This is a genomic window from Acidimicrobiales bacterium (genome assembly GCA_035294085.1).
Lineage (GTDB): Bacteria > Actinomycetota > Acidimicrobiia > Acidimicrobiales > Bog-793 > DATGLP01.
This window is the reverse complement of the sequence record DATGLP010000005.1, coordinates 1-12,523: the sequence shown is the minus strand read 5'-3', so window position 1 is coordinate 12,523 and position 12,523 is coordinate 1. Positions and strand designations below refer to the sequence as shown.

The following is a 12,523-nucleotide window of genomic DNA, read 5'->3' as shown; positions in this document are numbered from 1 at the left end:
CCACACGCTAGCTGCGCGATCGCCTCCCGCCGCGTCGACAGCGCCCCCGGCGGCCGGTACCTTCTCGGAGCGTGCCGAGCGAGAAGCGAGCGCGCCAGCGCGCCATGCGCGAGGCGCGCCGCGCCGCCGAGACCCGGCGGAGCCGGCGGGTCCGGACGCTCCGCCGCCTCGCCGGCGCGCTCGTCGTCGCCGGGATCGTCGTCGGGATCATCGTCCTCGTCTCGCAGGGCGCGAAGCCGAAGACGGCTGCGAACCACGCGACCACGAGCACGGCCACCCCGAAGGCCGCGGCCGCCCCGACGTGCCCGCCGACCGGACCGGCCGGGGCGTCGCGACGGGTGACCGCCTTCACCTCGGCGCCGCCGAGGTGCATCTCCCTGCACGCCACCTACCGCGCGACCGTCGTGACCGACGTCGGCACGTTCGTCATCTCGATGCCCGCCGCCGCCTCGCCGGCCGCCGTGAACAGCTTCGTGTTCCTCGCCCGCTACCACTTCTACGACGGGACGGTGTTCCACCGGGTGATCCCGGGCTTCGTCGTCCAGGGGGGAGACCCCACCGGCACCGGGACGGGCGGCCCCGGCTACCGCTTCACCGGGAACACCCCGCCGGCGTCGTGCGCGAGGACCAGGAACTGCTACCGCACCGGCACCGTCGCCCTCGCCAACTCGAGCGGTCCGTCGACCGACGGCAGCCAGTTCTTCGTCGTCCTGCCGGGGGGAGGGCGCACGCTCGACGCCGAGCCCAACTACACGATCTTCGGCCGGGTCGTGCGCGGCATGGCCGTCGTCGAGCGCATCGGTGCCGACGGCTCGCCGAGCGGGACGCCCAAGGTCCTGCACCGCATCGTCAAGGTGACGATCACGCAGGCGAGCGCCTGAGCGCCCGGCCCGGGCTGGCCGGCTCAGTCGCCGAGGGGCTTGCCGGCGAGGGCGGCGAGCGAGTCGAGCTGGCCGTCGACGTAGACGGCAACCGGACCCGGCCCCGCCGAGCGCCAGGTCCCGTCCGGCTCGCGCACCACCGCCGTCTGCTCGGCGAGCGCCACGAGGGCACAGGCGGGTGGGGCGAGCTCGAGGGTGCGCCGCAGCGCCGGGGTGAGCTCGCCGCGGTAGTGGGGGACGACCGCGAGGTCGCGCACGAAGCCCAGGCCGACGGTGAAGGCGCCACCGCGGGGGTCGACCATCGGATCGGTGAGCACCATCGCCCCCGCCGACGAGCCGGCGACGATCGCTCCGGCGTACCACGCGGCGCGCAGGGCGTGGAGCAGTGCCGAGCCCTTGAGGACCGAGCGAAGGTGGAGGGGGGAACCACCCGACAGGTAGACGAAGGGTGCCGCGCGCACGGCGCCGGCGACGGCGGGGTCCTCGGCGTCGGCGCGCGACAGCGCCATGACCGGCACCACCTTCGCGCCCAGCCGGTCGAAGAAGGCGCGCGCCGTCGCGACCGCCCGCTCGGGCCGCTCGTAGGCGGCCGCGGTGGGCAGCACGAACACCTCCCCGCCCGAGCGCGCGACGAGCTCGGCGTCGAGGTCGGACCCCTCGCGCCACTCGCCGCCACCGACGAGGGCGAGCGGCCCCGGGGCAGGGCTCGAGACCACGGGCGCAACCTAGCGCGCACGACCGGACCCCGACGGCCGGCGCGCTAGCGTCTCGCGAGCGAGCGGGCCGGCAGCACAGGCCCTGGCCGGAAGGAGGGTTCCCGCTGCTCTCGCTCCTCACGATCGAGACGCCCGAGCTCGGCGATCGCTCCTACCTCGCCCACGACGGGACGGTCGCAGCGGTCGTCGACCCCCAGCGCGACGTCGAGCGGGTCCTTGAGGCGGCACGGCGTGCCGGCGTCGCCATCGGCTGCGTCCTCGAGACCCACGTCCACAACGACTACGTCTCGGGCGGCCTCGAGCTCGCCGACCGGTGCGCAGCCCGCTACGTGCTCGCCGCCTCGGAGGAGGTGGCGTTCGACCACGAGGGCATCGCGGACGGCGAGACGGTCGCCGTCGGCTCGATGCAGCTCACGGCTCGCGCGACCCCGGGGCACACCCCGGGCCACCTCGCCTACGTCCTCTCGGACGAGACCGGACCGCAGGCCGTGTTCACCGGCGGCTCCCTCCTCTTCGGCACCGTCGGGCGCACCGACCTCGTGGCGCCGGCGCGGACCGAGGCGCTCACCCGCGCGCAGTTCCGCAGCGTGCGCGCCCTGCTGCGCGACCTCGCCCCGACGGTCGCGGTGCTGCCCACCCACGGGTTCGGCAGCTTCTGCGCCTCGAGCCCCGGCAGCGGCGCGTCGAGCTCCACGATCGGCGACGAGCGCGCCGCCAACGTCGTCGCCGAAGCGGACGAGGACGCCTTCGTGGCCACGATCACCGCCTCGCTCGGCCCCTACCCCCGCTACTACGCGTCGATGGCACCGATCAACCGCAAGGGACCGCCGCCGTTCCCGCGCTGGGCGCCGCGGCCCGTCGGGCCCGGGGAGCTCGCCACGCGGCTGAACGCCGGGGAGTGGGTCGTCGACCTCCGCCCCCGGCGGGCGTTCGCCAGCGCGCACCTCGCCGGCAGCGTCGGCTTCGAGCACGCGCTGCCGTTCACCACCTACCTCGGCTGGGTCGTCCCCTACGGCGCCCGCCTCACGCTGCTCGGCGCCAGCGCCGCCGACGTCGCCGCCGCGGCCCGGGACCTCGCGCTGATCGGCCTCGACGACCCCTCCGCCGCCTACGGCGCGATCGAGGAGCTGGCCGCCGCCGCGACCGTGCCGCTCGCCGGCTACCGCGTCGTCGACTTCCGGGCGCTCGGCGCCGCACTCGCTCGCCACGAGCCGATCTCCGTGCTCGACGTGCGCCAGCCCGACGAGTGGCGCGCCTCGCACGTCGCCGGGGCGATCCACGCCTTCCTCGGGGAGCTCCCCGAGCGTCTCGCCGAGCTCCCCGACGAGCCGATCTGGGTCTACTGCTCCACGGGGTACCGCGCGAGCGTGGCCGCCGGGATCCTCCAGCGCGCCGGCCGCAGCGTCACCCTCGTCGACGACGACTGGTCCCGGGCCGAGGCCGCCGGCGTGCCGCTCGTCGCGCCCTAGCTCACCTCGGCTCGCGCCGACGCGTCGCCCGCAGGTGCCCCGCCGCGAGCTCGAGCTCCACCACCTCGGCCGTCCCCAGCCGCGGCGGCCCGCCGGCCGGCGCGACGAGCTCGAGCAGCGCCGGCAGGACGTCCCCGTGGCTGCAGGCGGCGAGGCGCCCGCCCGCGAGCGCGTGCGCCGCCTCCTCGAGCCGCCGGAGCGCCTCGGCGGCCGGCGTGCCCTCGGCGAGCCAGCCGACCGTCTCGACGCGCACGCCCACGCGCCGGGCGAGCGGCTCGACGGTCTCGACGCAGCGGCGCGCCGGGCTGGAGAGGACGCGGCGCAGGCCGGGCGCCAGCCGGGCCGCGAGCGCCTCGGCCTGCCGGCGCCCGCGCTCGCTCAGCGGGCGGGCGCCGTCGTCGTCGGGCCAGGCGGCGCGCTCGACGGCGGCAGCGTGGCGCACGAGCGCGACGAGCGGCGGGCCGGCGTCCGGTCCCTCGCGGCGCGTCACGCCGCCACGCCGACGAGCGACCCGACGCCGTAGGTGACCGCCCCGGCGACCGCGCAGATGCCGAGCGAGCGCAGCGCCGAGTAGAGCTTCGAGCGCGCCGTGAACAGGGCGAGCGCAGCGCCGACCGCGAGGGCCGCGAGCGCCGTGAGGACGATCGCGGCGACGACCGCCGCCGTCCCGAAGGAGCCGCCGAGGAAGGGGGCGAGGGGGAGCACGGCGCCGAGGGCGAAGCTCGCGAACGACGACGCGGCGGCCTGGACCGGCGAGCCGAGGGCGTCGGGGTCGATGCCGAGCTCCTCGCGCGCGTGGGTCCGGAGCGCGACCTCCGGGTCCTCCATGAGCTGGTCGGTGAGCCGGCGAGCCGTCTCGGCGTCGATCCCCCGGCGCCGGTAGATGCGCTCGAGCTCGCGTCGCTCGCTCTCGGGCTGCTCGCGCAGCTCGGCCCGCTCGACCTCGAGCTCGCGCTCGAACGCCTCCCGCTGGGCCCGCATCGAGACGTACTCGCCGGCCGCCATCGAGAAGGAGCCGCCGAGCAGCCCCGCGAGCCCGGCGAGGCGGACGACGCCGGCACCGGGGTGGGCCCCGGCGGTCCCGAGCACGAGCGAGACGTTCGAGACGAGGCCGTCGCTCACGCCGAACACCGCGGCGCGCAGTCCGCCCCCGCGCACGTCCCGGTGGGCGCGCTCGAGGCGCAGCGGCTCGGCCTCGAGCCCGTGATCCCTCCCCGCGCTGCGGGCGCGACGCAGCCAGGCCGAGCGGCGCGTACCTCGGGACCCGAGCATCGACACGACGTTAGCCCTGGTCGCCTCGCGCCGAACCGGGTAGCGCCGACGGGGTGGCCGCCCGCCCCTACCATGGAGCCGTGGCGGGGGACCTGGCGTCGGCCGGCGAGGCCGCGCGGCTCGCGGACCTGCGTGACCTCGTGCGTCGGCTCGGCCACCGCCGCAGCGCGGAGCCCTTCCGGCTCTCCTCGGGCCAGCTGAGCCACGACTACGTGGACCTACGCGCCGCGCTCGCCGCCGGTGCGGATCTGCGGCTCGCCGCCGAGGCGGTCGCCGCGCACCTCGAGGGCCTCGGGGTCGGCTACGACGCGATCGGCGGGATGACGATGGGCGCCGACCCGATCGCGCACGCCGTGGCCGTCGTCACCGGGGCGTGCTGGTTCTCGGTGCGCAAGGCCGAGAAGGCCCACGGCAGCCGCCGCCGCGTCGAGGGCGCCGAGGTCGCCGGGCGACGCGTCGTCGTCGTCGAGGACACGGCCTCGACCGGGCGCTCGGCCCTCGAGGCCGTGGAGGCAGTCGAGGCGGCCGGCGGTCGGGTCGTCCACGCCCTCGCCCTGCTGGACCGGGGCGAGGTGGCGGGCCCGGCGATCCGGGCGCGCGGCATCGCCTACTCGAGCCTCCTCACCTACGCGGACCTCGGCATCGAGCCGGTCCTGCCGGTCGAGGCCGGAACGGGCGGCTCCGGCCCGACGTCCTAGGTGGACCTCCTCGACATCATCATCATCGCCGTCGCCATCGGCGCGGCCACCCACGGGCTGCGCCTCGGGGCGGCCGTCCAGCTCGCCTCCCTCGCCGGCTTCCTCCTCGGCCTCGCGGCTGGCGTCGCCCTCGTCCTCCTCGTCGGCCCGCACGTCGCCGGCCAGCTCACGAAGACGGCGGTCGCGCTCGTCCTCCTGCTCGTGCCCGCCGCGATCTGCGGCGGGGTGGGGCGCCGTCTCGGGACGCGCGCCTGGCGGGCGCTGAGGCGCCGGCGCATCGGTCGCCTGGACCAGCTCGCCGGGGCGCTCATCGCCGTGGCGGGCACGCTCGTCGTCTCCTGGTTCTTCGCCTCCATCCTCGTCAACAGCGGGTTCGCGCCCGTCGCTCGCCAGATCGAGCGGTCGCGCATCGTGCGCGCCGTCGAGGGCGTCATGCCGCCGGTCCCCGACGCCTTCGCGACCGTGGAGCGCTACCTGTCGACGAGCGGCTTCCCCCAGGTCCTCGTCAACATCCTCCCCGAGTCGGTCGCGCCGGTCACGATGCCGTCGCTCGCCGCGGTGCGCGCCGCGATGGCGACGGCCGGCCCGTCGACGGTGAAGGTGGTGGCGCTCGGCTGCGGCCAGGAACAGGAGGGCTCTGGCTTCGCGGCCGCGCGGGACCTCGTCGTCACGAACGCGCACGTCGTCGCGGGGACGCGCTCGATCTCCGTGGTCGAGCCGTCCGGGCGGGTGCTCGCCGCCGAGCCGGTGCTCTTCGACCCGCGCTTCGACCTCGCGCTGCTCCGGGTGGGCGGCCTGCACCTCCGGCCGCTCGCCATCGACCGGAACTTCGTCGAGCGCGGCAGCGACGCCGTCGTCCTCGGCTACCCCGGCGGGGGCGCCTTCACCGCCGACGCGGCGGGAATCCGGGCGCGCTTCGCCGCCGAGGGCCGCGACATCTACGACACGCACCTCACGGTGCGCACCGTCTACGAGCTCCAGGCGCTCGTCCGCCCGGGCAACTCCGGCGGGCCGCTCGTCACCCCGACGGGCGAGGTGATCGGCGTCGTCTTCTCCCGCTCGGCGACCGAGCCCGACGTCGGCTACGCGCTCGCCTCGCCGGGCGTGGCGCTTCGCGTGCGCGAGGCGCGAGACGCGTCGCGCCCCGTGAGCACGCAGGGCTGCACGAGCTGACGTGGCCGGCGCGGGCGCGCCCGACGGGCAATGATGTCCCCGTGGCGCTGCGCATCGAGGACTACGGCCTGATCGGCGACACGCACACGGCCGCCATCGTCGGCGCCGACGGCTCGATCGACTGGCTGTGCCTGCCCCGCTTCGACTCGGGCGCCTGCTTCGCCCGCCTCGTCGGCAGCGAGCGCAACGGCTTCTGGCGCCTCGCCCCGAAGGCGAGCCCGCCACCGGGCAGCGGCCCGCCGCTGCTCGCCTCGAGCCGCCGCTACCGGCGCGACTCGCTCGTGCTCGAGACCGACTTCACCACGCCCGAGGGCAGCGTCCGGATCGTCGACTGCATGCCGGTGCGCGAGGACCACCCGGAGGTGGTCCGCTTCGTCGAGGGGCTGGCGGGGCGCGTCGAGATGCGCATGGACCTCGTCGTGCGCTTCAACTACGGCGACACCGTGCCCTGGGTGCGGCGGGTCGACGGCCTGCTCACCATGACGGCGGGGCCGGACGCGCTCTCGCTGTGGACGCCGGTGCACACCCGCGGGGAAGGGCTCACGACCGTGGCGGAGTTCGCCCTCGAGCGCGGCCAGGTCGCCCCCTTCGTCCTCTCCTGGTACCCGTCGCACGGCGCGCCGGGGCGCCCGCTCGACGCCCGCTACGCCATCGAGGCGACCGAGCGCTACTGGCAGGACTGGGCGAGCCGCTCGACGGCGCGCGAGGGCCCGTGGCGCGACGCGGTCATCCGCTCGGCGATCACGCTGAAGGCGCTCACCTACGCCCCGACGGGCGGCATCGTCGCCGCCGTCACGACCTCGCTGCCCGAAACGCTCGGCGGCTCGCGCAACTGGGACTACCGCTACTGCTGGCTGCGCGACGCGACCTTGACGCTGAGCGCCCTCATGGCCGCCGGCTACCACGAGGAGGCGGTCGCCTGGCGCGACTGGCTGCTGCGCGCCGTCGCCGGGGAGCCCTCCAAGCTGCAGATCCTCTACGGCCCCGCCGGCGAGCGGCGCCTCGAGGAGTGGGAGGTGGACTGGCTCTCGGGCTACGAGGGGTCGCGCCCGGTGCGCGTCGGCAACGCCGCGGCGGGCCAGTTCCAGCTCGACGTATACGGCGAGGTGCTCTCCGCCCTCCACGAGGCCCGCCGCGGCGGCATGGAGAGCGGGCCGGCGTGGGACCTCGAGCGGGCCATCCTCGACTTCCTCGAGGACGGCTGGCGCCAGCCCGACGACGGGATCTGGGAGGTGCGCGGGCCGCGCCGCCACTTCACCCACTCGAAGGTGATGGCCTGGGTGGCGATGGACCGCGCCGTCGCCGACGTCGAGCAGTTCGGCCTCGAGGGGCCAGTGGAGCGCTGGCGCACGCTGCGCGACGAGATCCACGCCGAGGTGCTCGCCAGGGGCTACGACCCCGAGCGCAACACCTTCACCGCCTACTACGGCTCGAAGACCCTCGACGCGAGCACGCTCATGATCCCCCTCGTCGGCTTCCTGCCGCCGAGCGACCCCCGCGTCGTCGGCACGGTCGAGGCGATCCAGCGAGAGCTCACCCACGACGGCTTCGTCCTGCGCTACGACACCGAGCGCTCGTCCGACGTCGACGGGCTGACCGGGCGCGAGGGGGCCTTCCTCGCCTGCTCGTTCTGGCTCGTCGACAACCTCGAGCTCATCGGACGGCGGGACGAGGCGGTCGCCCTCTTCGAACGCCTGCTGGCGCTGCGCAACGACCTCGGGCTGCTCTCCGAGGAGTACGACCCGGTCGCCAGGCGGCTCGTCGGCAACTTCCCGCAGGCCTTCTCCCACATCTCCCTCGTCAACAGCGCCGTGAACCTCTCGCGCGAGGACGCCTTCACCGAGGGGACGAGCCACCGGGCCCGACTCGAGGGCCGGCGGGTGCCGGTGCTGCGCCGCGTCGCCGGGCGCGCGGCGGGCGGCGTGCAGCGGGTCGGCCGCCGCCCCGCGCAGCGGAGCTCGTAGTGCGGGCGCTCGCCGTCGTCCCCGGCACGGCGGGCTCCGCCGCGATCGCGGACCTGCCCGAGCCGGACCCGCGCGAGGGCGCCGTGCTCGTCGAGACGCTCTCGGTCGGCGTGTGCGGAACCGACGAGGAGATCGTCGCCGGCGAGTACGGCAGCCCGCCCGCGGGGGACGACCACCTCGTCCTCGGCCACGAGTCGCTCGGGCGCGTCCTCGAGGCGCCCCCGGGCGCCGGGGTGCGCCCCGGCGACCTCGTCGTCGGGATCGTGCGGCGGCCCGACCCGGTGCCCTGCTACGCCTGCGCGGCGGGCGAGTGGGACGCGTGCCGCAACGGCCGCTACCGCGAGCACGGGATCAAGGAGCTCCACGGCTTCCTGCGCGAGCGTTACCGCGCCGAGCCCGACGCGCTCGTCCGCGTCGCACCCGAGCTCGGCCGCCTCGGCGTCCTCCTCGAGCCGACGACGATCGTGGCGAAGGCCTGGCAGCAGATCGACGCCGCCGGGCGGCGGTCGAGCTGGCACCCACGGCGGGTCCTCGTCGTCGGTGCCGGACCGATCGGCCTGCTCGCCGCGCTCCTCGCCGTGCAGCGCTCGCTCGAGGTGCACGTCGTCGACCGGGTCGCCGGCGGCCTCAAGCCCGAGCTCGTCGCCCGGCTCGGCGCCGCCTACCACGAGGGGCCGCTCGCCGAGGCGTGCGAGGAGCCCGACGTCGTCCTCGAGTGCACCGGGTTGCCCGACCTCGTCTTCGAGGCGATCGAGGTGACCGGGAACGGCGGGGTGACCTGCCTCACCGGCATCGGCCCCCCGAGCCAGCGCGTCGAGCTCGACGGCGGTCGCCTGGGGCGCTCCCTCGTGCTCGAGAACCGGCTAGTCCTCGGCTCCGTGAACGCCAACCGAACCCACTACGAGGCGGGGGCCGCAGCGCTCGCCGCGGCGGACCTCGCCTGGCTCGAGCGGCTCGTCACCCGCCGCGTCCCCCTCGGCAGCTTCGGCGACGCCCTCGCGCGGCGCGACGAGGACGTGAAGGTCGTCATCGACCTCGCGCCCCTCCCGGAGGCGTCGCGTTGAGGCGTCTCGCGGACGGCGTCGTCGAGATCGACACGCTCCTCGGCGGCTGGCAGGAGACCACCGCCGGCTACCTGATCGAGGGGAGCGCTCCCGTCCTCGTCGAGACCGGCAGCCAGACGTCGGTCCCGACCGTCCGGGCCGCGCTCGAGGCCCTCGGCGTCGGTCCCGACGACCTCGCGGGCATCGCCGTGACGCACATCCACCTCGACCACGCGGGCGGGGTGGGCGACCTCGCCGCGGCCTTCCCACGCGCGACGGTCTACGTCCACGAGCTCGGCGCACGGCACCTGGCCGATCCGACGCGCCTCGTCGCCTCGGCCGAGCGCGTCTACGGCCCGCTCCTCGACCGCCTCTACGGGCGGCTCACACCGACGGCCCCCGAGCGCATCCGGGTCCTCGCCGACGGCGAGGCGCTCGAGGTCGCCCCCGGGCGGGCGCTCCGGGCGGTCGACTCGCCGGGGCACGCCAAGCACCACCTCGGCTTCTTCGACCCCTCGAGCGGCCTGCTGTTCGCCGGCGACGCGGTCGGCGTGCGCCTCCCCGCCGGCGGCGTCCTCCGGCCCGCCACGCCGCCAGCGGACTTCGACCTCGACCAGGCGCTCGCCTCGCTCCGTCGCTTCGCCGCCCTCCAGCCCGGCGGCATCGCCCTCGCCCACTACGGCCTCGTGCCGGTCGACCCGGCCACCCTGCTCGACGAGGCGGAGGCGACGCTGAACGCCTGGGCGGAGGAGGCAGTGCGCGCCTACGAGGCCGGCGCCGACATCGCCGCGGCCCTCGCGGCGCGCTTCGGCCAGGACCTCGCAGGTCTCGACCCCGAGGCGCGCGAGCGCGCCGAGACGCTGAACGGCATCCACTCGAACGCCGCCGGGCTCAGGCGCTGGATCGAGACGCGCCGGCGCTCGCCCGCCGAGCCGGCGCCGTAGCGGGGGGCGCCGCCCCGGCCGAGGCCCTCGCCGCTCGAGCGGTGCGCCGGCGCGCGACCGGCACGGCGACCGCGACGCGCGTGCCCCTTCCGGGGGCCGAGTCGATCTCGACCGTCCCGCCGACGAGGCGGGCACGCTCGTGGATGCCGAGGAGCCCCAACCTGCCGCTCGCCTCGTGCGCGTCGCGCCGCTCGAAGCCGACGCCGTCGTCGCGCACCTCGAGGCGCACCGCCTGGCCGACGGCGCGCACGCGCAGTGACACGCGCCGCGCGCGGGCGTGGTGCTCCGCGTTGTTCATCGCCTCCTGGGCGATGCGGAACAGCACGAGCTCGACGTCGTCGCCGAGACCCCGGCAGGCGGCCTCGTCGATCGAGGTCTCGACCGCGAGGCCGGACCGCCCCGCGACGTCGGCCGCGAGGCGGCGCAGCGAGGCCGCGAGCCCGAGGTCGTCGAGCGCCGGCGGGCGCAGCCCCCGGGCCATGTCACGCAGCTCGGCGACGATCGCCTCGGCGAGCACCCGCACCTCGTCGAGCGAGGCGAGCGTCGCCGCCTCGAGCGGCACCTCTGCCGCCACCGCGTCGAGTCGGCGGCAGAGGTGGACGAGCTCTTGGATCGTGTCGTCGTGGAGCTCGCGCGCGAGCCGCGCCCGCTCGTCCTCCTGCCCCCGCAGCACGTAGGCGGCGTAGGCCTCGGCGCGCTGGCGCCGGCGCGCCTCCTCGGTCACGTCGTCGAGGACGAGCTGGACCAAGTCGGGCCCGCCGTCCTGGGCGACGACGCTGCGGCGGGGCCGCACGAGCACCTCGTAGCCCTCCTGGACGCGCAGCGCGACGGGATCGCCGCCGTCGGCGAGTCTCGCCGCCACGGGCGCGCCGAGGAGCTCGGCAAGCGTGCGGCCCTCGATCGGCGTCGCCTCGCGCCCGCCCGGCGCGAGCAGCGCGCGGGCCGCCTCGTTCGCCTCGAGCAGCGTGCCGGCGCCGTCGAGGACGATGACGGGGCTCGCGTTGGCGGCGAACAGGACGCGATAGCGCGACTCGGCGAGGCGCGCCACGGCGCTCGCGCGCTCGGCGTCGCGGCGGGCAGCGAGCTCGGCAGCCATACGAGCGCTCACGAAGACGGCGACGACGTCGACCATGACGAGGAACACGAGGTGGTCGACGGCCGAGCGCTCGCTCAGGAACCCGACCTCGCTGACGAAGTCGCCCACGACGACGACGGTGACCCAGGCGGCCGTCGCGACGGCGCCTGAGCGCGGGAAGTTGAGCGCCGCGTAGAGGACCGGGGCGAGGTAGAGGGAGTCGACGGCGGCGTGGGGAACGGTGGCGACGGCCGGGATCCCGAGCTCGCCCGTCACGAGCTCGTGGAGGAGGAAGATGCCGAGGACGAGCGCCTGGACGACCCAGAAGCGCGCGTCACGCACCGGCGGCAGCCACCGGGCGAGCCCGGGGCGGCGCCTCGTCGCGGCGAGCTGCCCCAGCGCAGCCCGGAGGCGCCTCACGGCTCGGCGCCCCTCACGAGGCCGTGCGTGAGCGCGTAGCGAGCGAGCTCGGTGCGCGTCGCCACGCCGAGACGGGCGAACAGCCGGCTGAGGTGTCCCTCGACGGTGCGCCGGGAGATGCCGAGGCGCGCCGCGATCGCCTTGTTGGCGAGACCCTCGACGACGAGGGCCACGAGCTCGGCCTCGCGCCGGCTGAGCTCGACGGCCTCGGCGCGGGGCGGGGCGGCGACGAGCTCGCGCGAGACGGCCGGGTCGAGCACCGTCGAGCCGGCGTGCGCGGCGCGGATCGCCTGGGCGACCTCGCCGGCGGGCGCCGTCTTGAGGAGGTAGCCCGCGGCGCCGGCCGCGAGCGCGGCGCCGACGTAGTCGGGGTCGGCGAACGCGCTGAGCATCACGACGCGCGTCTCGGGCGCCGCGGCGCGTACCTCCCGCAGCACCTCGATGCCACTCGCCCCCGGGAGGCGGACGTCGAGCAGGAGCACGGCCGGGCGAGTCGCGAGGACGGCGTCGAGCACCTCGTCGCCGCGAGCCACCTCGGCGACGACCTGCAGGTCGCCGTGGCGCTCGAGGAGCTGGCGCGTCCCCTCCCGGACGAGGGCGTGGTCATCGGCGATGGCGATCGTGATCGGCGCACCGTCCACCCGACCAGCCTACGAGCGCCCGCCTGGCCCTCGGCGACCCGCCCTCACACGACCGTGAGCTCGCCGCGCATGAAGCCGTCGTGCATCATCGCCCAGGCGTCGCACGGCGTCGCGCAGTACCACCCGTAGGTGCCGGTCCTCGTCGGCTTGATGACGAAGGTGGTGACCTTCGGCGCCGCGGCGCTCCCCGGCGCGATCACCTCGTTCAGGCCGAGGCCGGGCGAGGT

At 76.2% G+C, this 12,523-nt stretch carries 13 protein-coding genes; 7 read left to right on the top strand and 6 right to left on the bottom strand.

All coding sequences use genetic code 11. The features are described from left to right. Nucleotides 1-71 precede the first annotated feature (71 nt). The gene (locus tag VKV23_01265; GenBank protein HLI14668.1) at nucleotides 72-881 is read left to right on the top strand and encodes a peptidylprolyl isomerase; all 810 of its coding nucleotides are present in this window, start codon (nucleotides 72-74) and stop codon (nucleotides 879-881) included. Nucleotides 882-904: 23 nt separating this feature from the next. Here VKV23_01265 and VKV23_01260 read toward each other — a convergent pair whose 3' ends face one another. Continuing rightward, nucleotides 905-1,597, bottom strand: a complete 693-nt coding sequence (locus VKV23_01260) for a Type 1 glutamine amidotransferase-like domain-containing protein (protein HLI14667.1) — start codon at nucleotides 1,595-1,597, stop codon at nucleotides 905-907. Between the two features lie 104 nt (nucleotides 1,598-1,701). On the opposite strand from VKV23_01260, the gene VKV23_01255 reads away from it, so the two are divergent. Continuing rightward, on the top strand, nucleotides 1,702-3,066 hold the full coding sequence (locus tag VKV23_01255; GenBank protein HLI14666.1) for an MBL fold metallo-hydrolase: 1,365 nt from the start codon (nucleotides 1,702-1,704) through the stop codon (nucleotides 3,064-3,066). Between the two features lies 1 nt (nucleotide 3,067). Here VKV23_01255 and VKV23_01250 read toward each other — a convergent pair whose 3' ends face one another. Next, a complete protein-coding gene (locus VKV23_01250) occupies nucleotides 3,068-3,556 on the bottom strand; it encodes a phosphoglycerate mutase family protein (GenBank protein HLI14665.1) in 489 nt (162 codons plus the stop codon). Beyond that, nucleotides 3,553-4,338 (bottom strand): VIT1/CCC1 transporter family protein, encoded by a 786-nt coding sequence (locus VKV23_01245; protein ID HLI14664.1) that lies wholly within the window; start codon nucleotides 4,336-4,338, stop codon nucleotides 3,553-3,555. The genes VKV23_01250 and VKV23_01245 overlap by 4 nt, the downstream gene beginning before the upstream one ends. An 80-nt stretch (nucleotides 4,339-4,418) precedes the next feature. Between VKV23_01245 and pyrE the strand changes: the two genes are divergently transcribed. From pyrE to VKV23_01220, 5 genes are read left to right on the top strand one after another with little or no spacing between them, the layout of a single operon-like run. Then, nucleotides 4,419-5,036, top strand: coding sequence for an orotate phosphoribosyltransferase (pyrE, locus tag VKV23_01240; GenBank protein ID HLI14663.1), 618 nt, complete (start codon nucleotides 4,419-4,421; stop codon nucleotides 5,034-5,036). Next, nucleotides 5,037-6,209, top strand: coding sequence for a MarP family serine protease (locus VKV23_01235; GenBank protein HLI14662.1), 1,173 nt, complete (start codon nucleotides 5,037-5,039; stop codon nucleotides 6,207-6,209). It abuts the gene before it with no gap. A gap of 41 nt (nucleotides 6,210-6,250) precedes the next feature. After that, nucleotides 6,251-8,173 (top strand): glycoside hydrolase family 15 protein, encoded by a 1,923-nt coding sequence (locus tag VKV23_01230; GenBank protein HLI14661.1) that lies wholly within the window; start codon nucleotides 6,251-6,253, stop codon nucleotides 8,171-8,173. Beyond that, nucleotides 8,173-9,237, top strand: coding sequence for a glucose 1-dehydrogenase (locus tag VKV23_01225; protein HLI14660.1), 1,065 nt, complete (start codon nucleotides 8,173-8,175; stop codon nucleotides 9,235-9,237). The genes VKV23_01230 and VKV23_01225 overlap by 1 nt, the downstream gene beginning before the upstream one ends. Further along, the gene (locus VKV23_01220; protein ID HLI14659.1) at nucleotides 9,234-10,160 is read left to right on the top strand and encodes an MBL fold metallo-hydrolase; all 927 of its coding nucleotides are present in this window, start codon (nucleotides 9,234-9,236) and stop codon (nucleotides 10,158-10,160) included. The genes VKV23_01225 and VKV23_01220 overlap by 4 nt, the downstream gene beginning before the upstream one ends. Here VKV23_01220 and VKV23_01215 read toward each other — a convergent pair. The 3 genes from VKV23_01215 to VKV23_01205 form a co-directional block, all read right to left on the bottom strand. Beyond that, nucleotides 10,108-11,655, bottom strand: coding sequence for an ATP-binding protein (locus VKV23_01215; protein ID HLI14658.1), 1,548 nt, complete (start codon nucleotides 11,653-11,655; stop codon nucleotides 10,108-10,110). The genes VKV23_01220 and VKV23_01215 overlap by 53 nt on opposite strands. After that, the gene (locus tag VKV23_01210; GenBank protein HLI14657.1) at nucleotides 11,652-12,296 is read right to left on the bottom strand and encodes a response regulator transcription factor; all 645 of its coding nucleotides are present in this window, start codon (nucleotides 12,294-12,296) and stop codon (nucleotides 11,652-11,654) included. The genes VKV23_01215 and VKV23_01210 overlap by 4 nt, the downstream gene beginning before the upstream one ends. 44 nt (nucleotides 12,297-12,340) lie before the next feature. Then, nucleotides 12,341-12,523 (bottom strand): hypothetical protein (locus VKV23_01205; GenBank protein ID HLI14656.1); only part of this gene is annotated, 183 nt, incomplete at its 5' end.

Bases quoted from the DNA above. Each gene is read 5' to 3' on its own strand.
- VKV23_01245 (HLI14664.1), bottom strand. From the start codon at position 4,338: ATGCTCGGGTCCCGAGGTACGCGCCGCTCGGCCTGGCTGCGTCGCGCC.